Raw genomic sequence first — 23,241 nt, forward strand, 5'->3', positions numbered from 1 at the left:
ATTTTCGTCCTTAAGCAAGCCGGATCAGATCACAATATAATGCTTCGAATAGATACTTTGCGTAACCCTACCAACCCCTGATGCCTTTTTGTGGCACTTCATGCAAAGTGGATAAATCCTGACATTACTGTCTTCTCCGGATTTTGGCAACATTCTCCCAATCTGTTTTTGCAATATTTTCAGCTGACGCTTACTCAGCTCACACTCAAAAACAGACTTCTGCACCCGCTGCCCAACGCCCTTCAGGACTTTGGAAAGCTTACTGCGGATCTTATCGTCCTCTATGTCGTATGTGACAATGTAGATCATGAGAATCCATTTATCCTCAGTAGACCAACAAAGTAGCTTAACTACACCAAGCAAGTCCACTTCGAACCAATATCCAAATAACTCAATTGACGAAGAATTCTTAAACTGAAAGATAAACTTTAAGCTTCGATACTCTTCAAATATTCTTTAAGCTTTGGTGTTCTAATTTTCTTTTTAATAGATGTTCCCACAAGTTTAGCTGCATCATGGAGGCACCCGTCTTCCAACTCCTGCATTCTTTCTATAATTTCGCTAAACCGCCCCTTATTTGCTGCAGAAAATTTCTGAGCCACGAACCATTCCTCAAACAACTCCATACCTGTTTTAGTAGGAGCTATGTACTCAAATCGCCCATATCCAACAGCAGTCTTTCCGCCTATTCCATCTTCTTCCAGCAGCTTCCACAATATTCTACGGACAAACTCCCTGTGTTTATCGGGACCTTGCAATATCACCTGAAATCGTAAACCGGGACAGAGGGCAGCGATTTTGATGGGCAGCGGATTATCCATGCCAGTGGGCGCGGATTCTCCTTGGTAATAGCCAGTATAGTGCGGAGTAATAATATCCATATCAAACCAGTCGCCACGTCCATCCCTCGGTTCCCACGGGCACATCCAGGCATCCTGAAATGTAACCAGACCTACATAAGACTTACTGTCACCCTGCAACCTGCCGCCGAACATATCCACCTGCAACCTGCTCTTTTCCGCTCCGTCAAAGATTTCCCAGTCTTTGCCGCCGTTGCGGGCAAGATATGAAGATACCGCTCCCTTGAGGGTCGCCCCGGAAATGTACGGAACACCCCACGGGTAATTCAAGTTAAACCCGAATTCAAAAACACTGGCATTGCCGGTTCCCAATAGCACGCGGGTGCTGGTCTTGATCTCAAATATTTCACAATCACCGTGCGCCTGTGCAGCCTTGCCCAAACGTTCAAACGCAAACTTATAAGCTTTTGCGGATTCCTTCCCGAACCGAAAATTTGCCATCTGTTGCAGAGCTTTTTCCCTGTTCTCAGGTTTATTACTCCCTGAGTTACGGTCATTTCTCTCACGTGGTAGATCTATATTTATGTTCAACTTGCAAATTTTAAGTCCAAGGTTATGTCCAACGCCGTCAAAACGTCCTGTGAAATTATCCCTTACAGCTCTGTGTGCCATACTCTAACCCTCACCTTCGTATTCATCGGCTTCACCGGCGATCATGATCTCAGATATACGTTTATGCCATTGCAAAAGGTCAAGTACACAGCGGGAAAGATGCATATACTCAGGCAATTGTGCTTGACGAAGTTCACGCAGAAATGGCTCCAGTTTAGAGCTAGTGACAAGATTCAACATGCATAGTTCACTACGAAGATGTTCACCAAGGTCTGCATACTGCTTTTCCTTACGCCCTTTGGCATCGATAAAAGCCATGAATTGCAGTAACCCTACAGTTCGAAAGATTCCCCCGGCTCTCTTGCACAGGCTCTTGTATTTTGTCCGATATTTTTCATCCAACGATAATGAAACGGCTTCCACTTCTTTGAAAACAAGATCCGAATATTTCTGCCCCCTAAGCATCCGAACCTCCACTGGTAATGCGAACGGCCACAAACCCTTTGCCTGTTGTCGCCTTGCCGCCCATCTGAACGTATAACTCCTTCACCGGTTCATTACCGGTAAAGACCTCAAGCAATTCCGAGTCCGTAAGTGATTTTACGTCTTTTCCACTTCTGTATGATCGATCCATTCCAGCCACAGACATGAACAGGGCTTCCGGAGGCACACTTTCTTCGTACCAGAGAGCACCGTTTTTAACTGTGCCGAGATCTTTATCAATGGCTATACGAGCATCCACAGGCAAAGCTGTGTCACACAAGAAATTAAGAACGTTATCATCAACAATAGCAAAACGTTTAATGAAAACTTCCTTGTCTTCTTCTGATTCACAAAAATATTCGGCAATGTAGGCAGCCCAGTCATCGGCACTGCCTTTCTCCACACTCAAATCCATTTCTTCAAGCAGAACATTACCGCCCTGCACAAGAAGGGAATCCTTGGTCAAAAGTACCCGGTAACTGTTCTTGGACGGGTCTATTCCGCTCACTGCGGGAAGAGCCGGAAGCCCTTCTTTCACACCGGAACGAACAAGTGCCTTTTTCAATTGTTGCAGGGTATACGGGGATGCAAGATAACCGAAAGTACCGAAATAAGAACGAACCGGAAGAGCGACCAGTAAACCGTCCTCAATGGATATGGCAGATGCAAAAGAGTTGCCTTTAGCTGGATCTCCGAAAATTGCTTTAACAGCACCCCGGTCAGTAATATCCTGCGAAGTCTTGCCTTTTAGATACTCATCCTTGAGCACACCCTTGATAGTTGATCCGGGGATAACAGGATGTCCGCTGACCTTATGTCTGGCTACAGGAAGATCAATATCATTCATGCCTACGCCGATACCGCAATGAAGCGGAGAAAGAGTTCTTATAGCAATAGTCAGATTTATCATTATTTACTCCTTATCTTCAAAAATATGCATACCCTTGCCAATTACCACCTGTCCGTAACCATCCAATTCAGACTGAGAATCAGGACCGCAGATTGATGCTCCCCACAAGGAATCAACAAACTTCTGCGACTCAGATGGATCTTCCAGCTCAACAAGATAAACAGAACCTGGGCAAACCAGTTTCCTGAACGGCTTGGGGCAAAATTTTACATAATCCCAACCGCTGATGGGAGCCCATCCAGAAAGAACCGCAGAACGCAGCCTTATCCGGACCCCACTTCGCGGTTCTGACACCCAATTACACTTTGATTCGTCTCCATCAGGAACAAGCCAGTACGGTGCCCAGGAACCGAAGTCTCCGTGTGTGGTCAGCAATAATTTAAGAAACCGCTCATTGCCATCCATGACTGGAACTTCGGGATACAATGCAGATTCACACATCTCCACCGCAACCCTACGCCTTTCACCACCAAGGTATGCGGACTCGGGCATGGACATACCTTCCTCCAGCCCGGATAATTCGAATCCAATTTTTATGTCACCTAGCACGCCATGTTCATTCTGCGCAGCATACAATCGATCATCTGTTTGTACAGCTGCCCCGGATGACCTTGGCGCAGTAAGGTATAGCCCTGATTCCGCGAAAAGTTTTCCTGTTTCAACAGAGTGGGTATACTCATCAATGGCACTATGGAGTCGTGTTTCCTGCACAGGTCCGCTTACAAAATCAGCATCAATATCATGTACCTCAGTACAAATAGAAAGGCTCCCGTCTAGATATTGCTGCGCGAATTGTTGACGGATAAAAGCTGGTTTCGGCTCAGGTTTTTCAGCAGTTCCAAGGCTGGGGTAGAGCCAATGAGCACAACGGATATCCGTTCCTTCTCCTTCCAGCAACGGATGACATGAAAGGACATGAACCTGGCGCTCTTCCTGCCCGGTAAAACACAGGTCGGCAGGAATCGGAAGCAAGTACTCATCATGACCTGAATCCAGCAGAGGAGTAATTTTTGAAATCCCGACACTCAGTATTTTAGGAATATTGGCCTTATTTTTAAAAAAATCCGGGTCACTATTAAACCCTACAGCAGAGCGAACCATCCCCGCAATGGTCTGCGGATAAGGCCAATCAAGAGAGGTTCCGCCAAAGATTCCAGCCTCACCGAACGGCCTGCCATCACGCAGTATAATCAGGTCATCACTTGATATCGTGTAATTATTCATCGTTCTGCCCCTTTCCTTCCACCATTCTTGCAGCATCTGAAATCAACCGGCCCACAACAAGTTCCTTTGAAAGTTGATCCACATCATTTCTACCGATCAACAACTTTCGTAAGCGGTTATTTTTCTCAACATCTCCGTCATTTTTCTGGTTAAAAATTCGCAACACGAGAGCTGCCACAGCATTGGCAGGACGAAATTCATTACCATCACCAGAAACAAAATGCATTTCGCTATTTCCCCCGGTCTCAAATTTCACCTGCCGCAGACTATAACCCAGATTAGAAGGAAGCTCCTTACCTTCAGAACGATACAGATCCTTAATAGCCTCGAAGCGTTCCGTTATTCCAGGCAGGCCATCCACGCTATCCCACTTACCACAAACTGTTATGTCCGCCCCGGACCTTTTACTTTGTATCAAGGCAAGGGAATTGCGCCCGCTGTCTTTAGCAATGGACTCAGCTTTCCGCGCCAAATCAAGAGCCTTGTCGAGGGGGTATTTATAATGAACAACCGCCAAACCAGCGGAAAACGTCGAAGCATGCTGAACATCCAATTTGATGGTATTGCAAAGCTCTTTCATTTCATCGTGGAACATCTGCCTGATACTGTCCGCACATGTCACAGCAGTGTGCAGCGGCAGATAAGCCATTACATCATCACCACCGGCATAGATAAGCGAACCGCCCGCATCCTCAACCTTGGAAGACACATTCTTGGAAAATTCGCTTAATTTTCTACTGAACGTCTTGTGCATATCCTTATTCGGAATGGAATCGATCATCTTTCCCATGCGGTCACCGTCACCGACCATAATCACAGAATACTGACACGGTTTACCGCATTTTTTAATCATCTCTTCTCTACAATTCCAGATGCCTTTAGCTTCATCGGGATATTTTTTTTCAATTTCAGCGCGATCAAGAAAAAAGTTCTCCGCTCCGATAGATAAATCCATCAACTCATGACGATTGCGCTTTCCAAAACTTAACAGTGCCTTCTTTGGGAACTGGTTCTGAAATTTTTTGACCAAATCCTTTTTAGCTGATTCTTGGTCATTCTCTTTTCCGCCTTCATTCTCACTTCCCGAAAACCACGGGACAAGAGCTATCTCAGCCAGATCAAAAAAATGTTTTTTTTCTATTTCGTTGGCCAGAAATCCGAATCGCTTGATGCATCCGATTGCATCGAGCTTTTCATGCTTTTTAAGAAGGCCCGTAATTTCTTCAGGCTCACCAGTAAAAACATTCTCACGCATGCCATCAAGGCTATTCTTATGAAGTCCGGAACCGTCCCATTCGGGCGCGGAAAAGGACCTGAAATTCTTGCGCGATGCAAGCAGGCTCTCAACTCTGCTGCGGGCATCCTGATACGATTCAGCATTATCAATGGAAGTCCATGCAGCATAGAACTCACCGTAATCTTTCAGTTCGGCTGCAAACAGCTCTCTATCGATCGAGATGTTTTTCTCTCTCAACACATTCCTGATAGAATCAGCAAAATTATCAAAATGTTCTCGCCATGCTTTTTTTGCTGCCTTCTGAAGTTTATCAGCCTGTTCAGGGCTTTCAACCGCAGCTAAAATCTTGTTAGCTACAATTAGCGGAGAATTTTTAGCTAATTCTTTCAAAACCTGAGAATTATCAATATTCTCAATGCTGATATTATCCTGTTCATTTTCTAGAGCCGGGAAAATAAGCTCGGCATCATTCTCTACCAGAGTCCGGGCAACAGTCTTTGAAAATTCCGAAAGCATCATAGAACCGAACCACAAATCCCGCAGTTTACGGGCAGATGCGATGAAGTCCTGTACCGGACCGATGCTGATTAGGAGAAGAGTATCACTCATATAACTGTAACTCCCAATGCTTCGAAAAGACCTTCGTAAACAGTCTTTCCGTTCAAGTTATTATACTGACGCATCATTTTACCTGAATGATTTTCGGGATGAACAGTAACAGGAACTTCCATCGTCTCGGAAGAACCTCCTTCTTCTTTTGTGCAGTAAAGCTCCAATCGATCTGGAAATTGTTGGTTCAAAACTAGAACTACGTTCAAAATACAAGACGAAAGTTTTATAGCCTTAATGATTACCGGAGACGGCCAACGATTTCCATTACAAGGAAGCAATTGGGCTTCATAAGGATCGCCTTTACCACGACCTTTTTGATTAAATTTAGTTATGATCGGCAAACCAAATGCCGCGCGAGGAAACCAAACGCCATCTTCATGTTTTGGTTCATGGTCATTTGACCAAAAATCCATAACTCTACGTATGGCATCCGGTTCAGGCCAGTGTGAACGGCTGCGATAACTATTCCTGCTTTGCCTAAACTGGCTATATTTAGCTATCAATCTATCCCAACTCTCAGCAGCCCCATCACCAAAGGATTCAGAGCATGCAATTATCGAATCAACAATTTGGCAATAACTCCCAGCAATAGGACCTGTTCCATCCCACTGGGAAATAAATTTTTTAATATCAGCTGAGGATAAAAATTCACCTAAAAGTTCTCTACAATAAATAGAACCGCACCCCCGTCTAGTTCTAGCCCCAACACCTCCAAAAAGAGTCCATAACTTCAAAGTATTGAGTACGACATCTTTATATTTTTCTGGGAAAGACACACATAATGTAAATTTTGCCCCAGTTATATAATGAACTTCTTTCTCTTTTTTAACTGTATCCAACACCGGAAAAGATAAGTATGTAGGGATTGCACCTTGTACCAAAGCACTTCTTTTAGCATTTAATTTCGCTTTATCAACTGACTCTACGATTTGTTTAACAACAGCAATCTGAACTCTGGACTTACGCCTGACATAATTTCCATCTTTATCCTTACCGGACTTACCTCCCCACAAAGCATTCTCCAATTCAAGAAGCTTTACAGGGTCAGTCTCATTCTGCATGGTCCGCCACCAGAAGCGGAGCTGTCCTTTAATAGACTGCGCACGAACTGGAGCTTCAAGATTAAGCTCCCATGAGTCAGAATCACCACCAAACATGGGGGTTATCAATGAAAACCTATATTCTTTTGTTATTATTTCACTTTCAGTCTTTTCAAACTCAGGCAAATCATCAAGCAAAGCGTCTCGCATTACCCCTCCAAATGACTTTAAGGTACTATCATTAAAAGAAATTAGCTAAATCCCACTAACACATAAAATCACACCAAAAATCTCCTTGAATTATTTTATCTTTGCAACCAATTGCCGTAGATTATCCTCAAGATTAATAATCTTTGCATGCTGAATTGACATCATTTCATATTCCTCACATCGTTTTTGATCCACATCAAAAGCCGAAACCAAAACCCCCCTTGCATTCAATCCACCAATGTCAGTCATTATGCTTTTAAGCTTGTAAACAGGCATGCTCCTGTCGCTATTGCTTTGCCAGCGAATAGTTTTACATTCAATGACGAAAAATTTATTTTTAGCAGTGAATGCAGCATCTATTTCATTACGCACTCCAATAGAAGAAACAATCTCAAGATTTACTGCATAATCAGAAATCATACCTTCTCTATACAGTCTATCTAAAGTCAACTGAACATATTGTTCCAGCCATCCCCCATTTGCGAAAAAACGAGCTTCTTCATTTGCAAATGAAATTTTTCCATTTGTACAGGAGATAAGATTAGCACCTTGTAAAATAGATAAGAGCACTCCTAGGTGCGATCCACTTGTATCTGGAGATGAATAGCTGCTTGTAAGAGATCCTTGTGCACTAGAAGCAAGATAATTAATCTTAGGAATACCTTTATATATACCTTCAAAATTGTTTACTATTTGTACACATGCAGAATTATAACTAAATTCTTTATCATCTGAAGGATCTTTACGGGCAACAATTGAATACCCTTGGCAGGTCAAAAAGTCAGAAATACTTAAGCAGGATGGAAGATTTTCATTATCTTTAGAACCCAGGAAAACAACTTTATTATCCTCAATATCGATATAACAAAGCTGAACATTCTCTTTAGATGCAGTACACTCTGAAATGGCATCCAACAGCATAGGTTGGGCACCATAAGTATTTAATAAAACGTGCTCTTCATCGTCAATTTGTTCGAAAATTTTTTGCAAATTCTTTATGCTTTTATCATATTTATACTCAGACAATACCATCTCAGAATACTGAGAATCAGTGTTATCAACAAATTGCTTAAACCAAACGGCATATTGCCGATTATCTTCATGCAAAAGCAAAGTGCATTTTGTGATATTAAAATCATCTAAATAGAAAGGGGGGATCAAACAGACAAGATCATGAGAACAAATAGCAATATAATGCATCATACATTTATAAAATTAGAAAGATTAACATACAGTAAACACTCACTAACTATAAGTAAGCCATTCAAACATAGACCAGCTACCCCTATTAACAGTCAGATCAATTTTTGACAATAATTAATCAAATCAAACACAAGCAAACCTCATTCTTTGCTCTCCGCCACAACCACGCGTTTTGGAGCAACTACAGCACCTCAGTAAATTGCCCACTTCCACCCCAAAGATCTTCATCACTACCAATAAGATCCTTTGGCTTACAAAATGAAATTTCTACCCATTCCGAATCAGAAGCGACTTTTACTTCATGAAACATCCCTTCAACCAAAGTCTTTTCAAAGCCCTGCTTATAGATTTCCATGTCCTCATGCTTGTCGCTAAGCCCTTTCGCTTTACGCCATTCCCATATCTTAATCATCATTCTACCTGTAACACCTAAAAGTTTCTGGAGCATAAAAAGACGGATAAAGCCCACTGCCTTTCATCTCTCCCATAAATCGCGCCGCAACAACCGGATCAATCTTTTCTGAAAACTTAGGATTCCTACCATTAACGAACTCATCAAAAACTTCCTGAAAAGTATCTGCCGAGCACATAACCATACGATCCTCAGCAACTCTGGAGAGTTTAAAGGTTCCATTGGTGAAAACGATTACAGAAAATATTGGAAGGGATTCATCAATGATGACGGGCAAAGCATCGCCAAGAATTTCTCTGGACCTTTCAGCCTGAATAACCGGAGACCGAAGAACGTTGGTCTGGCCATTCCATTCCTTCTGCCACTTCTCCGGTCGGTAACAAGTACAATCTTCTGCCGGGCAATAACAGCCTGAAAAATTCTTAACCTCAACATGAACAAGGCCATGTTTACAAAGGGCAAGAATATCCAGTTCGCACTTTTCACCGGTATTATGAATCAAGCCAACATTACTATATACAGCAGACTTGCCTACAAGCTCACAGTGGCCGAGTACTATCAGCTCTCCCTCTTCACCATAATGGTTTATCCGATCCTGGCCGTTCAGATTTTTATAGCAAAGATTATTAAACCTACGCAGTCGCTGGATGTATTCAGCAGAACGGAGCAAAGTTGCTGAATTCGGGTTCTCTTTAAAAAGAGGCTCTTTCGGCTTATCAGGGGTGCTGGTTTCTTTCGTTTTCCTAGGGAGGAGCCTTCTCTCTATTGGAGACTCAGAGCTTTTCTTCTTGGGCCTCAAAAACCAATAAATAAGAGCTAAGACTACTATCAGCACTAAAATTGATAAATCCGACAAAACTCCACCCTCGAATATTCAAATACTCAAACCAAAACTCAATTCCCCAAATAACACCATAGTTAGCTAAAAAAAATTGACCCACATACCTTTAATAAATGTGGGCCAATCAGAATTACGCTCTATCCATTCGCAGCTCGATCGTCGCCTTCTATGGGTCGCATATTTTTTTCAGCTTCGATTTCGCCCTCAATGACTGCTTTCATGGCCTCGAGCTTGGCGATCCTTGCTGCCTTGCCCATTGACCTCTCTACAACCAGTAGTTCTTTAGTCATCTTGGTGAGCTCATTACCCATAACAGTGTCTTCTTTGATGAACATCTCACCCTTTCCTGTCAGGAGCCATGTACCGTCGACGCGAAATTTTTCACAAATATTGGCTAGGAAAATCGCTTTTGGTATTCCCTTGCCATTGAAATAATTGTCAAAGGTGGCAACAGAAACTTCAATATCTTTGCAGAACTTCGCTTTAGTAAGCCCTAAAGTTTCTTTAACCATCATAAATCTTTGAACAATACTGGACATCTATAATTTCTACCAATTTTTTATGTAAAAATTAGTTGACTACCGCCTAAATTTTACATTATTTCTTAACTCAACAACACACATTAAATCAAAATAACCTTCAACTGATTGAGGTTCTGTAAATGATTAACCAAACTAAAGACTCAGCGCAAGCCCCCTATACAACTGAATCTATTCCCGACCATTTTCTGCGCCGTGCGTGGATGGAGAAAAATGGGATAACCAATGTCGTGCTTGCGGAACGATTCGAACTCACCCCTTCTCGTGTTTCCTGCATTATCCGCAGCGGTGAATGTCCTCAGAAATATATAGATATTTTACGGGACGAATACGAAATGCCCGAAGAAATTCTCCCGGCACGCAGCACAGAAAAGCCCGGTCCTAAACGCAAAATCGATTAAATTACAGATCTCAATAAGCCCAAATTACGTCTATCTACGTTCATGGTCACGTTAAGCATGGTATAAATTTCAGGAGTCTTCTCATGAAGCTGACGCAAGCAGTCCGCAAGATGGTTATTCACTCAGACATAGGAACTAGAGCGGTAGCAGCCGAAGTAGGGAAGAAACATCATGTTCTCCTCAATGAGTTGAACTACGAAAACGCTAGCCACAAACTTGGCGCAGAACTTCTCGTTCCTTTAATGAAAGCTTGCGGCTCCGATTCTCCCATGCACCTTCTTGCTGCTGAAATGAACGGACTTTTTATAAAAATCCCCGAAGAAAGCTGTTCGAATGCCTCCTTAGTCAAAGCTGTAAAGGAATTTGGTGAACTTATTGCCGTATATGGCGAAGCCATTGAACGCGGCGAACTGAAAGACGAAAGCAAGAAACTTATCCGTAAAGAAGGGCAAGAGGCTATGACAGCTATTCAGGAGCTACTCTGCGGCCTTGATATTAACGATAGTTTTAAACCTCATAATTAATGGAGTTAAAAATGACACGTGAAGAACTGCGGGAACACCTTATTAAAACCCTGCCCCCGATACTTTGCAGAAAAGGCGTTGAAGAACACACAGGCGGGCTCATCAAGGCCAAAACCATGCGCATGATGGATTGCCAGGGAACAGGTCCTATTGAAGGACGCTTTAAACGTGGCCGTAAAGTGTTTTATTCCCGTGAACAATTTGTGGACTGGTTCATCAAAGAATCTGAACCTCTGGTCTAAAGAAGAAGTTGAGCTGCGTTACGGCACTGTTCATCATGAGTATGAGTGTAACGCATAGTGGTCTGGATAGTGGCATGGCCCATCATTTTTTTTACAACAGGAAGCGGAACACCCTTGGCAACAAGTCGGGAAGCAAAAGTATGACGGAAACAATGAGCACAAAAACGCAAACGCCGGTCAGAGACACCATCATTCCATCCGAGGTGTTTGATCAGGGTTTTAAAGTTTTGCCCGATTTCTCTTCGTGCTTCCCCGGAAGGCTTGGGAAACAGCAAAGCTTCCATGCTCTTCAGCTCGGCGACTCTTCCTGCAAGCATCGGCCCTATCTTTTCAGTGATGTAGGCAACCCTGCTGACACCAGACTTGGGTCCGTCATCAGCTCCAGCTTCACCTTTAATAATGATTCTGTTCTCAACCAGATCAATGTCCTGTCTGGTGAGCGCGAAAATTTCTCCCATGCGCATGCCAGTGTAAAGACTGAGCAGGCAGATATCATGGCTGTCAGTGTACCCACGCTCAGCAGCCAGCTTGAAAAAAGCAATCTCCTCTTCAACAGAGCAGTAACGAAGCCTGCGGTTGTTAAGCCTCGGAAACTTAACGCCCTTGACCGGATTAGCTCCGTTCAGCCATCCTCTTTGAATGGAATAATTACAAATCTGACGGGTAAGGGCGAGACATTGCCCAATGGTAGCCTTCGCAAGCCCTTTTCCAGCAACAGTGACTTTAAGGTCTTCGATATGCTGAAAGGTCAGGTCATCAAGCGCAATCTTACCGAGAACTGGCAAGAGGTGCATTTTGAATCGCGTACGGTCATGCTTCCAACTTTTCTTATTGTTTCTGGCGTAATCGTTGATATAGATTTCACCAGCTTCAGAGAAGATTTTACGAGCCTGCTGCGTAACAATCTTTACCCGTTCCTCTTCAGCTTTGATTGCCCTGAAATCCTCAAGGGATTGAGGACCGACTCCAAGCTTGATGTTGGCGGTAATCTCAGAGCGAATTTTATGTGCCTTAGCCGGAGACCATCCCTGCGATGCCCAGCCAAGCCCTTCTTCCCTGAGCCGGCCATTGACCTTATATCTGATCACATAGTATTTATCGGGCTGTACGCCATGCCTGCGTGTTTTGTGACACCGGAATCTCACTCCGGTATACTTGCTGGCTTCAAATTTTCCTGCTGCCATATCTGTCCCACTCCTGTCCCACTTTTTTCTGATACACCCACAGACTTTACTGGCTGTGTAGACAGAGTAATAACCGATGAATCTTTTGTATTCAAAGCAGTTAGAGACATTAATGAACAATTGGCAGAATCTTTTTGGACGGGCTTAAAATCCCTCGAGCTTACGCTTGTGTGGGTTCAAATCCCACTCTGGGTACCAAAAAGAAATCAAGGACTTACGAACAATCTTAGGATTGTGCGTGGGTCCTTTTTTTGTGTCCAACATCATTTTGAGCCTTAATAGAGCCTCGTTTTATAACGTACTCTGTTCTGGTTTGTATCTGTTCATCACCGCGATCGTGATAGCAGCAACATATCCACAATACGATAGGATATCATCTTACATCTTTAGCAAATCAAACGGGTTATCCGCCTTCCACGCTACGAAATTCCACTTTTTGTGGACTCTATCCAAGCACTTGTCCTTTTTTTTCAGACAAACTTGATCTAATCACAGGGACACAGCCACTACGCATCGCGGAACACTCTTTAATTACAGTCATATTTATATTTGGTGCAACCTTTGATACCACGCATGGAACCATCAGATCAGGAGGCATCAATGAGCGATCACGAAATTAAAATCCAAGGCGACGAACTGCCTATCGGCAGTTATACATATAAAGAATTTCTGAACATGGCGACCCTGTTCCATAATTACCCCGCACCGGGCCTGATGCTGGGCGGATACATGGTTGAGGCCGCTAAAGCCCGCATGCCGGAAGGAACACTTTACGAAGTTCTGGCCGAGACACCGTGGTGTCTGCCGGATGCCGCTCAGATGCTGACTCCCTGCACCATCGGTAACGGCTGGCTTAAGGTTGAAAATCTCGGCAGATATGCGGTTACACTTTATGACAAACATACCGGAGAAGGTCTCCGTGTGGCGGTGTGTCCCAAAAAACTGGACAAGTACGGCGAATATAAAACCTGGCTCTACAAACTCAAGCCCAAGCCGGAACAAGACACCCTTCTCCTGCAACGCCAGATAGCACTTGCCGGAGCCTCCGTCTGCAATATTGAAAAGGTGACTGTTACCGACAGTATTTTAAAAAAACGCAGTAAAGGTAAAATCGCGGACTGCCCCGTCTGCGGCGAACCATACCCGCGCTACCACGGTGCTATCTGCCGTGCCTGTCAGGGAGACAGTCCCTACAGGCAGATTCTGGGGGACTCCACTGTCAGCCCTGCTTTTCCGGACACCATCAAAACCGTTCCTATTGAAGAGGCGGTCGGCAAAGAAGCCATGCACGACATGACCCGCATTGAACCGGGTAAAAGCAAAGGTCCTGCTTTCCGTAAGGGGCACACTTTTGAAGTGGGCGACCTATGCCGTTTGCAGCGTATCGGCAAAAACAGAATTTACGTTGCCGAATCAGAACTGGGAGATGACTGGGTGCATGAAAATGAGTGCGCCCGCAGTTTCGCCAAGCTCATGTGCGGCGAAAATGTAGAAATTAAAGGAGATCCCAAAGAAGGCAAGATGGAACTGGTCTCCGCCGCTTCCGGGATGCTCACCGTGGACGATGGAGTTCTGGAAGCCTTCAATATGGTTCCCGGAGTGATGGCGGCATGCCGCAAAGGGTATACCCTTGTCTCAAGCGGGGTCAGCATTGCCGGAACCCGGGCCATTCCACTTTTCCTGCAGCGAGCTGAATTCGATAAAGCCCTGCGCGTTCTTGAAGACGGACCAATATTTAATGTAAAACCGCTCCGTTCTGCCAGAGCCGGAGTACTTATAACCGGAAATGAAGTATTCAACGGATTGATTCAGGACCGTTTTGAAGGCATTATTGCAGGTAAACTGGCTGCCCTGGGCAGCAGCATAGAGAAAACAATCATCTGCCCCGATGACCGGAAACATATTGCCGGAGCCGTCGAAAAACTATTACAGCAGGGCTGTGACCTGATTATTACCACAGCTGGACTTTCCGTTGACCCGGATGATGTAACCCGTCAGGGACTCGTTGACGCCGGACTGGATAACATTCTCCACGGCGCACCAATCCTTCCCGGTGCAATGACCCTGCTGGGCAGAATCAATGGAGTGCAGACCATCGGGGTTCCGGCCTGCGCCCTGTTCCACAAACACACCAGCATGGACCTGCTGCTGCCCCGTCTTCTGGCCGGGGTTAAAATTACCCGTAGCGACCTCGCAGCCATGGCTAACGGTTCCATGTGCATGGAATGCGCACACTGTTCATTCCCCAAATGCCCGTTCGGCAAATAGGCAAAACAAAGGAATATAAATGCGTAGATTTCCGGCCCTGATTTTAATACTCAGCATCCTGTGGACGATCCTTGCTGGATCGGCCGCGGGCAATACTGATACCACCCTTGAAAGCAACCATGTCCCGGCAGTAATCAAGCTGGGAACATGCATGAATTCAGCTCCCTATGAATTTGTGGACAACAAGGGCAATTATTCTGGTATCACCGCCGACTATGTGCGACTGCTGGATAAAAAACTGGGCCGGGAATTCAAACGCACCCGCTGCACGGACCGGGAACGAATGTTTCTGGCCGTGGATCTGCGGGATGTGGATTTCATTCCGCTGGTGGAACGGACCCCGGAACTGCTGAAGAGTATGGATTTTATCTTTCCGTATATCCAGCAGCCCGCGGTGATTGTCACCCGTGAAAATTCCGGACTTGGGAACACCCTGTCCTCGCTGAAGGGCAGGACAATAGCCTTGCCCTACCGCTCCGGGGTACGCACCTACATTGAAAAACTTTACGGTGACAATATCAACCTGCGGTCCATAATCGGCCCGGCTTCGTCCACTCTTGAAACGGTACTCATCGGTGATGCCGATGCGGCGATACTGGATCTTGCAGTAGCGGCAGACCTCCTGAAACGCGACCGTTTCGACGACATGGAAATCTCCGGGTTCACCGATTATGTAGCCGTGCGCGGCATGGCTGTGCGTAAGGGCATGGAGCACTTGCAAACAGAAATCCTAACCGCGCTGAATTCAATTTCCCCGGAAGAGCATTCACAAATCCATGAAAAATGGTTCATCCCCAAGACTGTTCCGTTCTACAAGGATGACCGCCTCATCGCATGGACCCTGATCATTTCCGGCCTTTGCCTTGGGGGATTCGCCCTGATCCTGGGCTGGAATGCCAGCCTTAAAAGCGTAGTCCGCAAACGCACAGCCTCCCTTGAAGCAGTAAACAGCATGCTCATGCAGTCCATTACAGCATCCACAGAGCAGGATACCTGTGAAATTTGTCTGGACCGCATACTGGAAACCATTCAAGCCGAACTGGCCTTTCTTGCAGTGCAGACTGAAGCGGGCCTTGATATACGCTGCACCAGTCCCGGCACAGACCTTGAGTTTCTGCCGATCCACACCGAAACGGTAAAACAGACCTGTGAAAAACGCAGCGGGCAGATAGATCTCCAGTCCTGCGCTGACGCCAACTACGGAATACCCCGCCACCTTATTCTGGTCCGTTTCAGCAATAATGAACGGGAACAACTTGTCGCCGGGATTGCCCGCGATGAAATTTTTTCAGATGAATCCGTACTGGTTTTTGAAACTCTGGTCCCCACTTTTGAACAGGTGCTAAGCCGCAAAAGGGCTGAGCTGCGCCTGCTGGAAAAGGACAAGCAGATACTGCGTGCCCAACGCATGGAATCACTGGGAACAATGGCTGGCGGGATTGCCCATGACTTTAATAATATCCTTGGGGCAATTATCGCCAACGGGGAAATGATCGAGATGTTTCATCAACTGGAAGATGAGGGAACAAACGACAAGGTAAGCGCAATTCTAACCGCCGCCTACAGGGGACGCGATGTGGTCCGCCAAGTGCTGGACTTTGCCCGCCCGCGCAATGAATCCGCCAAACCGTTGAAACTTAACGGGCTGATCAAGGAAACCGAAAGCCTGCTGCGCGCATCCCTGCCCCAGAGCTGCAAGATAACCCTCGACCTTGAAGATGATGTCATCATCATGGCTAACTCCACCCAGATTTCACAGGTTATCATGAACCTGTGCATGAACGCTGCACAGGCCATGGATAAAGAAGGCGGGGAAATCAGGATCGCTCTGCGCACGGGGAATCGGATTCCGCAGGACCTGATCAACGGAACGGAAATAGACTCCAACCGGTCTGTCATGATGCGGATAAAGGACAATGGTCCGGGCATGGGAAAAGAGGTTCTGGAACGTATTTTCGATCCCTTTTTCACCACCAAACCTCCGGGGGAAGGAACCGGTCTGGGGCTGGCTGTTGTTGCCGGAATCGTGTCCTCTTACGGTGGAAATATTAAAGTGGAAAGCACGCCCGGAAGAGGGGCTGAATTCAATATTTTGTTTCCGCTATGCGATGACATACCAATGGAGGAGATCAATGATTTCAACGATTCCGAATACGGGGCCGGACGAATACTTTTCGTGGACGACCAGCAGGATCTGCTGGACTCCTACACAGAAGTGCTGGAAAAATTCGGATACTCGGTAAATCCATTTTCCGACCCGCTCCTCGCCTTTGAAGCGTTCAAGAACAACCCGGCTTCATACAGCCTGATGCTCACCGATTATAATATGCCGGGCATGGCCGGGGATGAACTGGCCCGCAGCGTAATGGAGATCAGGCCGGATCTGCCGGTAGTACTCTGCACCGGATACAGCTCCCGTTTTGACGAAAGCAAAGCCGAAGGACTCGGGCTGGCCGCCCTGCTCAAAAAGCCGGTCAGCATCCGGGAACTGAATGAAGCTGTGGCAAAATTTATTGATCTCGGGGAGGCGTAAATAATGGCTCATGTACTGATTGTTGATGACGACAAACCTACCTGCCGATTCCTTGCCGAACTGATCCAGAACATAGGACACAGTGCGGATGCGGCTCATTCCCTTGCTGAGGGCATGCGTAAAGGTCTTTCCGGTGAATTCGACGCAGTATTCCTTGATGTCAGGCTCCCTGACGGCAATGGCCTTGACCTGCTGCCCCGCCTGAAAGAACTGCCTATCGCCCCGGAAGTTATCATCATGACCGGACAGGGCGATCCGGATGGCGTGGAACTGGCCATCCGCAACGGAGCTTGGGATTATCTGCAAAAGCCGCTTTCCCCGAAAAAAATCCTGCTCCCACTGAAACGGGTACTCCAATACAGGGACAATCTCGCCGAAAGCAGACAAACGAAAACTCCCGCCAAAAGAGCTGGAATCGTTGGCGAAAGCTTTGCCCTCAAGAAAGCCCTGAATGCCATGCGGGAAGCAGCCCGCAGTGATGCCGCAGTGCTCATAACCGGAGAAACCGGGACAGGGAAAGAACTCTTTGCCCGCGCCCTGCACGAGAACAGCCCTCGCTCTGCCAAGCGATTCGTCACAGTTGACTGCGCAGCAATACCTGAGAACCTCATTGAAAGCACTCTTTTCGGGCACGTAAAAGGAGCCTTCACCGGAGCAGACCAACCCAGCAGCGGACTGGTCCGTGAAGCTGACGGCGGAACCCTGTTCCTTGATGAAATCGGGGAACTTCCCCTTGAAAGCCAGCGTAAATTCCTGCGCGTCCTGCAGGAAAAAAAATTCCGCCCGGTAGGGGGAAAAGACGAAGTTTACAGTGATTTCAGGCTGGTAGCCGCTACCAACCAGAACCTCAATGAAATGGCAGCTCAATCCACTTTCCGCAGTGACCTGCTCTACAGATTGCAGACCATGACCATCCATCTGCCGCCACTGCGCGAAAGGCTGGAGGATTTAGAATTACTGGCCGGACATTTCAATGCCCGCATTGCCGAACGCTACCGCACTGAACCCAAAACAATTTCCCCGGAAGTGCTTGAGATCATCAAAGAGCACAAATGGACCGGGAATATCCGCGAACTTGCCGGAGCCTTGGAAAGTGCTTTCATCGGTGCCATGAACGAACCACACATTTTTCAGCACCATCTGCCGGAGAGATTACGCACTGCCGCCATCAAGTCCCGCCTGCATGCAACAGAACAGACACCGGTAAATAAATATGAAGAATATGCTGAGAACCCGCAATCAACCCCGCTGGAAGCCGAGCGGAATAGCCCTCCGACCTACAAGGATTTCAAGCAGGAGGCCCTCAGCCGTCTTGAATGTGAATACCTGCACAGGGTGCTGGTCTATACCAATTGGAATATTTCACAAGCATGCGAGGTAACAGGGCTGGGCCGCAGCCGCTTGTATTCTTTACTTAAGAAACATGAGATCAGCAGATAGATAAAATCCACTATTCGAGGACAGCTGTCCTCTGAGAGAGGATTTACTGTCTTTATTTTTTGTACACTCCACTATCAGAAATAAAACAAGCTAACGTTCCGCACACCTAAACACCTGAATAAACAGTAAATTAAAAAACTCACAAAACTGGCATCCCCATTGCTCTTGCCCTTTATCCGCCCTGCGGAAAGCAAGCATCTCGGAGGAAGCTATGAAAAGTTTGAAATTTGCTGATTGGATTCCATTGGCTGTCGCAATGATTGCTACAGGCAGTCTGCTCATTGCCGGGTCCACTTATGCAACTGACGGAAAAGACAGTGACATGGAAGAAAATTTCTGCATGTCCTGTCATGAAATGAAGGAAAACGTCCTTCCTGACTACACAAAAAGCACCCACTACATAAACAGGTCCGGGGTACGTGCCGAATGCACCTCCTGTCACCTGCCCGAAGATTTCGTACCCATGATGCTCCGCAAGGCTCAAGCTGCGCGGGAAGTTGTCCAATCTTTGCGCGGTGTTCTCGACAGCCCTGAAAAATTCGAGAAAGAACGTCTGCGTATGGCGAAAAGCGTCTGGGCTGAAATGGAAGCCAACGATTCACGCGAATGCCGTTCCTGCCACAACAAGCAGGCTTTTGACTTCAGCAAATTCAAAAAGCCGGAGGATGCAAAGCGCATGGAAAAAGGCCTTTCAGAAGGCCAGACCTGCATCAACTGCCACAAAGGTATCGTCCACAAGCTACCGGATATGTCCTCTGGATACAAAGCTGTCTTCGACGAGCTTAAGTCCGAAGCAGCCGACAACTCTCTCAGCGTTAAAGAACAATACCCCATCAAGATTATTCCCTTGTTCAAGGAAAAAAACGGACGCCCCTTGGGGAAAATCCTGCCCGCAACCAAGCTGAACATACTGGAAAAAGACGGCAACTGGGTAAAAGTAAGCATCCACGGCTGGCAGCAGGACGGGGTTGAAGCCATGATTTACGAGGAGCAGGGCAAACGTATTTTTTCTGCCGGACTCTCCAAAAAAATCAAGGGCGATGTTCAGACAAACAACACCATGACCGACCCAGACACTGAACAGGTCTGGCATGAAGCGGAACTGACCTGCTGGGTCAAAGCTGCAGACATGATCCCTTCATGCGCACCGCTGTGGAATTACGGAAGCGAAATGCTGACCAGTGCCTGCAGTACCTGCCATAGTGCCACTCCCCCGGCCCATTTCAAAGCCAACCAGTGGATCGGCAACCTCAAGGCCATGAAGCACAACCTTTCCCTGTCCAAGGAAGAGTACCGCTTCTTCCTCAAATATCTGCAAATGCACGCATCCGACATGGGTGGAACCCATTAGGAGGCAATCATGAGCGTAACAACAGAACTTAATTTTGATGAACAGCGGACCGTTGCCTACCGCTGGCTGTCCAGCCTGTTTATGCGAGAGCTGACCCGAGAGCAGCTTGACTCCTACCGCACAGGTGAAAACAGCCGGTTCCCTGAAACGGTAGCCGTTATTACCGGCCCAAAGGCCTCTCTTAATAAGATCGAATCTGAACTGAAAAAGACACACACCGAAGACTCAGTCCTCGACTTAGCCAGCGAATACGGCCGCCTGTTTCTCGGGGCAGGCGGCCCGCTGGCCGTACCGCCCTACGAATCATTTTTCACCAGCGAGAGCAACACAACCCACCAGCAGGCTGAAACAGAAGTATCAAAACTGATGGCTGAATACGGCATAGGGGTGAATTCTACATTCACCGAACCAGCAGACCACGTAGCTGTTCTGCTGGAATTCATGGCCTTCCTAAGCACTTCACAACAGGACAACGAGGATATGAAAGTTGCATTTGCCCGCAGCAAATCCTTCCTCGAAACGCACCTGCTTAATTGGATTCCCGACTTCGCCAGCACCTGCGCAAAAGTAGAACCGGAAGGTTTCTACAGCGCAGCAGCAGGGCTTACTGCGGACTTTATTGCGGCAGATATAAATTGGTTGAATGCACAGCTTGAAAAGCGCACTGCGCAAAAAACACCTGGAGGAAACGATGAGTAAAAGAGGTACTATTTCAAGGCGTAAATTTCTTGGCTACTCAGCCATTGCCGGTCTGGCATCTTTGCTGGGACCGTCCGTACTGACCCCGGCCTTTGCTGCCGGAGGGGAAGAAAACATCATGACTGCGGCCCACTGGGGAGCATTCCGGGCCAAGGTCAAAGACGGTAAATTCATTGAAGCGGTCCCCTTTTCCAAAGACAACCACCCTACTTCACTGGTCAAGGCAACACCGGACTATGTATACTCCCCGACCCGCATCAAATATCCGATGGTCCGCAAAGGCTTCCTGAAAAACGGCCACAAGAGCGATACAGCTGAACGCGGCACAGGTGAATTTGTGCGTGTCAGCTGGGATAAAGCCCTTGAACTGGTTGCAGGCGAACTGAACCGGGTGAAAAAGGACTACGGCCCGGCAGCGATATATGCAGGCACTCCCGGCTGGCGCAACCTCGGCAAGCTGCATAACTCCGCATCCGGCCTGCGCAAAATCATGAATCTGCAAGGCGGCTTCACCAGCTGTGTAGGAGACTACAGCACCGGAGCATCCCAGATCATCATGGGCTACGTAATGGGTAACATGGAAGTGTATTCCCAGCAGAGTTCATGGCCCACCATCATTGAACATTCCGACACCATCATACTTTGGGGAGCAGATCCGCTGACCACCCTGCGCATGGGCTGGTCCATCCCCGACCACGAAGGTCAGGACTGGATTGCCAAGCTCAAGTCTGCGGGTAAACGCATCATCGCCATTGACCCAATGAAATCCGATACCATCGAATATCTCGGCGCAGAACACATAACCCCGCGCCCCAATACCGATGTATCCATGATGCTGGCTATGGCTTACGTACAGATCAAGGAAGAACTGGCTGATCTCGAGTTCCTTGATGAATACACCGTGGGCTACGAAAAAGTGAAAGCCTACATCCTCGGAGAAACCGACAAGACTCCCAAGACCCCGGAATGGGCTGAAAAAATCTGCGGCGTACCCGCTAAAACCATTGCCGATATCGCCCGTGCCAGTGTAAAAGGCCGGACAATGCTCATGAGCGGCTGGTCCATGCAGCGCGCCGACCACGGAGAACAGGCCCACTGGGCACTGGTAACCCTCGCCAGCATGATCGGACAGATAGGTCTCCCCGGCGGCGGCTTCGGTCTGGCTTACCACTACTCCGGTGCTGGCTCCCCCACTGCCAATGCTCCGGGACTGCCCGGCTTCGGCGCAGGCAAAGCACCCAAGAACATGCCCCCGGCAATTCCGGTGGCAAGAATCACAGATTGTCTGCTTGAACCCGGCAAGACAATAGACTTTAACGGTGGCAAGGTAACCTACCCGGAACTGAAACTGATCTACTGGGCCGGCGGCAACCCCTTCCACCACCAGCAGGACCGCAACAAGATGATCAAGGCTTGGAGAAAGCCCGAGACCATCATCGTCAATGAAATGTTCTGGACCCCCACAGCACGTTTCGCGGATATCGTACTGCCCGCATGTACCTCTTTTGAGCAGAATGATGTTGAACGCGGCGGTGACTATTCCGCCCGCTACATCATGCCCATGAAGCAGGTAATTAAGCCGCTTTACGAATCCAAGCCGACCTATGAAATATTCTCGATGCTGGCGGATAAACTGGGCCACGGCAAGGCTTTCACTGAAGGTAAAAGCGAAATGGAATGGGTAAAATCATTTTACAACGCAGCAAAGAAACAGGCCGACGGCAAAAAGCTGTCCATGCCTGATTTCGATACCTTCTGGGCCGAAAACAAACAGGTGGAATTCCCGGTCACCGAAGAAGCCAAACAGTGGACCCGCCATGCGGACTACCGTGAAGAACCTCTGTTCGAACCCCTTGGAACCGCTTCCGGCAAGATCGAGCTTTTCTCAAGGGATATTGAAAAGATGGGCTACGACGACTGCCCGCCCCACGCAAGCTGGATCGAGCCTATCGAATACCTCGGTTCCCCCAAGGCAAAGCAATATCCCCTGCACCTGCTCAGCCCGCACCCGAAAGACAGGCTGCACTCCCAGATGAATAATGTAAAATCCCTGCGCGACGAGTATGCCATCAAGGACCGTGAACCTGTGCTCATCAGCGCATCAGACGCCAAGGCCCGCGGCATCAATAACGGCGATATTGTACGCGTCTTCAATGACCGTGGAGAAGTGCTGGCCGGAGCGAAGGTTTCCGAGCGCATCATGCCCGGTGTTGTGCGTCTGCGTGAGGGCGGCTGGTATGATCCCCTCAATCCCGGAAAAGACGGAACCATGTGCAAGTACGGCCATGTAAACGTCCTTACCGTGGACAAAGGTTCCTCCAAACTGGCTCAGGCTACCATCGCCAACTCCGCGCTGGTCCAGATTGAAAAATTCAAAGGCAAAGTCCCGGCTGTAACCGTCTTTGACGCACCCAAGGGTGCATAACCCGACCACCCGGCAATAAATCTGACAACGGAGGTTGCGACGGTCCAACCG

General features: G+C 47.3%; 21 protein-coding genes. 9 read left to right on the forward strand and 12 right to left on the reverse strand.

Annotation, left to right across the window (positions count from 1 at the left end; all coding sequences use genetic code 11):
• Nucleotides 1-24: 24 nt before the first annotated feature.
• From cas2 to ACNI29_RS00380, 11 genes are all read right to left on the reverse strand, one after another.
• Nucleotides 25-309, reverse strand: a complete 285-nt coding sequence (cas2, locus tag ACNI29_RS00330) for a CRISPR-associated endonuclease Cas2 (RefSeq protein WP_419780208.1) — start codon at nucleotides 307-309, stop codon at nucleotides 25-27.
• A 119-nt stretch (nucleotides 310-428) separates the two neighbouring features.
• The gene (gene cmr6 / locus ACNI29_RS00335) at nucleotides 429-1,472 is read right to left on the reverse strand and encodes a type III-B CRISPR module RAMP protein Cmr6 (RefSeq protein ID WP_419780209.1); all 1,044 of its coding nucleotides are present in this window, start codon (nucleotides 1,470-1,472) and stop codon (nucleotides 429-431) included.
• A gap of 3 nt (nucleotides 1,473-1,475) precedes the next feature.
• A complete protein-coding gene (gene cmr5 / locus ACNI29_RS00340) occupies nucleotides 1,476-1,877 on the reverse strand; it encodes a type III-B CRISPR module-associated protein Cmr5 (RefSeq protein ID WP_419780210.1) in 402 nt (133 codons plus the stop codon).
• Nucleotides 1,870-2,805 carry a type III-B CRISPR module RAMP protein Cmr4 gene (gene cmr4 / locus ACNI29_RS00345; RefSeq protein WP_419780211.1) on the reverse strand — a complete coding sequence of 312 codons (936 nt, stop codon included), beginning with the start codon at nucleotides 2,803-2,805 and terminating at the stop codon, nucleotides 1,870-1,872. Before cmr4 ends, cmr5 begins: the two co-directional genes overlap by 8 nt.
• Nucleotides 2,806-2,808: 3 nt before the next feature.
• Nucleotides 2,809-4,029 (reverse strand): type III-B CRISPR module-associated Cmr3 family protein, encoded by a 1,221-nt coding sequence (locus ACNI29_RS00350; protein WP_419780212.1) that lies wholly within the window; start codon nucleotides 4,027-4,029, stop codon nucleotides 2,809-2,811.
• Nucleotides 4,022-5,875: a type III-B CRISPR-associated protein Cas10/Cmr2 gene (cas10, locus tag ACNI29_RS00355; RefSeq protein ID WP_419780213.1), complete on the reverse strand. Its 1,854-nt coding sequence runs from the start codon at nucleotides 5,873-5,875 to the stop codon at nucleotides 4,022-4,024. Before cas10 ends, ACNI29_RS00350 begins: the two co-directional genes overlap by 8 nt.
• On the reverse strand, nucleotides 5,872-7,128 hold the full coding sequence (gene cmr1 / locus ACNI29_RS00360) for a type III-B CRISPR module RAMP protein Cmr1 (RefSeq protein WP_419780214.1): 1,257 nt from the start codon (nucleotides 7,126-7,128) through the stop codon (nucleotides 5,872-5,874). Before cmr1 ends, cas10 begins: the two co-directional genes overlap by 4 nt.
• Before the next feature lie 90 nt (nucleotides 7,129-7,218).
• A complete protein-coding gene (locus ACNI29_RS00365) occupies nucleotides 7,219-8,331 on the reverse strand; it encodes a Card1-like endonuclease domain-containing protein (protein ID WP_419780215.1) in 1,113 nt (370 codons plus the stop codon).
• A 181-nt stretch (nucleotides 8,332-8,512) separates the two neighbouring features.
• Complete coding sequence (locus tag ACNI29_RS00370) at nucleotides 8,513-8,746, reverse strand: hypothetical protein (RefSeq protein ID WP_419780216.1); 234 nt, start codon at nucleotides 8,744-8,746, stop codon at nucleotides 8,513-8,515.
• A 1-nt stretch (nucleotide 8,747) separates the two neighbouring features.
• A complete protein-coding gene (locus ACNI29_RS00375; RefSeq protein WP_419780217.1) occupies nucleotides 8,748-9,599 on the reverse strand; it encodes a nuclease-related domain-containing protein in 852 nt (283 codons plus the stop codon).
• A 122-nt stretch (nucleotides 9,600-9,721) separates the two neighbouring features.
• The gene (locus ACNI29_RS00380; RefSeq protein WP_419780218.1) at nucleotides 9,722-10,123 is read right to left on the reverse strand and encodes a helix-turn-helix domain-containing protein; all 402 of its coding nucleotides are present in this window, start codon (nucleotides 10,121-10,123) and stop codon (nucleotides 9,722-9,724) included.
• Nucleotides 10,124-10,245: 122 nt separating this feature from the next.
• On the opposite strand from ACNI29_RS00380, the gene ACNI29_RS00385 reads away from it, so the two are divergent.
• From ACNI29_RS00385 to ACNI29_RS00395, 3 genes are all read left to right on the forward strand, one after another.
• Nucleotides 10,246-10,524, forward strand: a complete 279-nt coding sequence (locus ACNI29_RS00385) for an XRE family transcriptional regulator (protein ID WP_419780219.1) — start codon at nucleotides 10,246-10,248, stop codon at nucleotides 10,522-10,524.
• Nucleotides 10,525-10,607: 83 nt separating this feature from the next.
• A complete protein-coding gene (locus ACNI29_RS00390) occupies nucleotides 10,608-11,048 on the forward strand; it encodes a phage regulatory CII family protein (RefSeq protein WP_419780220.1) in 441 nt (146 codons plus the stop codon).
• An 11-nt stretch (nucleotides 11,049-11,059) separates the two neighbouring features.
• A complete protein-coding gene (locus tag ACNI29_RS00395) occupies nucleotides 11,060-11,290 on the forward strand; it encodes a hypothetical protein (RefSeq protein WP_319779044.1) in 231 nt (76 codons plus the stop codon).
• Here the strand turns inward: ACNI29_RS00395 and ACNI29_RS00400 are convergent.
• Nucleotides 11,287-12,474: a tyrosine-type recombinase/integrase gene (locus ACNI29_RS00400; RefSeq protein WP_419780221.1), complete on the reverse strand. Its 1,188-nt coding sequence runs from the start codon at nucleotides 12,472-12,474 to the stop codon at nucleotides 11,287-11,289. The two genes, ACNI29_RS00395 and ACNI29_RS00400, sit on opposite strands and share 4 nt — an antisense overlap.
• Nucleotides 12,475-13,074: 600 nt before the next feature.
• Between ACNI29_RS00400 and ACNI29_RS00405 the strand changes: the two genes are divergently transcribed.
• The 6 genes from ACNI29_RS00405 (at nucleotide 13,075) to torA (ending at nucleotide 23,190) form a co-directional block, all read left to right on the forward strand.
• Nucleotides 13,075-14,742 carry an FmdE family protein gene (locus ACNI29_RS00405; protein WP_419780222.1) on the forward strand — a complete coding sequence of 556 codons (1,668 nt, stop codon included), beginning with the start codon at nucleotides 13,075-13,077 and terminating at the stop codon, nucleotides 14,740-14,742.
• 19 nt (nucleotides 14,743-14,761) lie between these two features.
• Nucleotides 14,762-17,275 (forward strand): ATP-binding protein, encoded by a 2,514-nt coding sequence (locus tag ACNI29_RS00410; protein WP_419780223.1) that lies wholly within the window; start codon nucleotides 14,762-14,764, stop codon nucleotides 17,273-17,275.
• 3 nt (nucleotides 17,276-17,278) lie between these two features.
• Complete coding sequence (locus tag ACNI29_RS00415; protein ID WP_419780224.1) at nucleotides 17,279-18,715, forward strand: sigma-54-dependent transcriptional regulator; 1,437 nt, start codon at nucleotides 17,279-17,281, stop codon at nucleotides 18,713-18,715.
• Nucleotides 18,716-18,926: 211 nt separating this feature from the next.
• Nucleotides 18,927-20,066 (forward strand): NapC/NirT family cytochrome c, encoded by a 1,140-nt coding sequence (locus tag ACNI29_RS00420; protein WP_419780225.1) that lies wholly within the window; start codon nucleotides 18,927-18,929, stop codon nucleotides 20,064-20,066.
• 9 nt (nucleotides 20,067-20,075) lie between these two features.
• Complete coding sequence (gene torD / locus ACNI29_RS00425) at nucleotides 20,076-20,765, forward strand: molecular chaperone TorD (RefSeq protein WP_419780226.1); 690 nt, start codon at nucleotides 20,076-20,078, stop codon at nucleotides 20,763-20,765.
• Nucleotides 20,758-23,190: a trimethylamine-N-oxide reductase TorA gene (gene torA, locus ACNI29_RS00430; RefSeq protein ID WP_419780227.1), complete on the forward strand. Its 2,433-nt coding sequence runs from the start codon at nucleotides 20,758-20,760 to the stop codon at nucleotides 23,188-23,190. The genes torD and torA overlap by 8 nt, the downstream gene beginning before the upstream one ends.
• Nucleotides 23,191-23,241 lie beyond the last annotated feature (51 nt).

Origin of the sequence: Maridesulfovibrio spiralis (SeqCode), assembly GCF_048571135.1 — a bacterium.
Taxonomy (GTDB): Bacteria; Desulfobacterota; Desulfovibrionia; order Desulfovibrionales; family Desulfovibrionaceae; genus Maridesulfovibrio; species Maridesulfovibrio spiralis.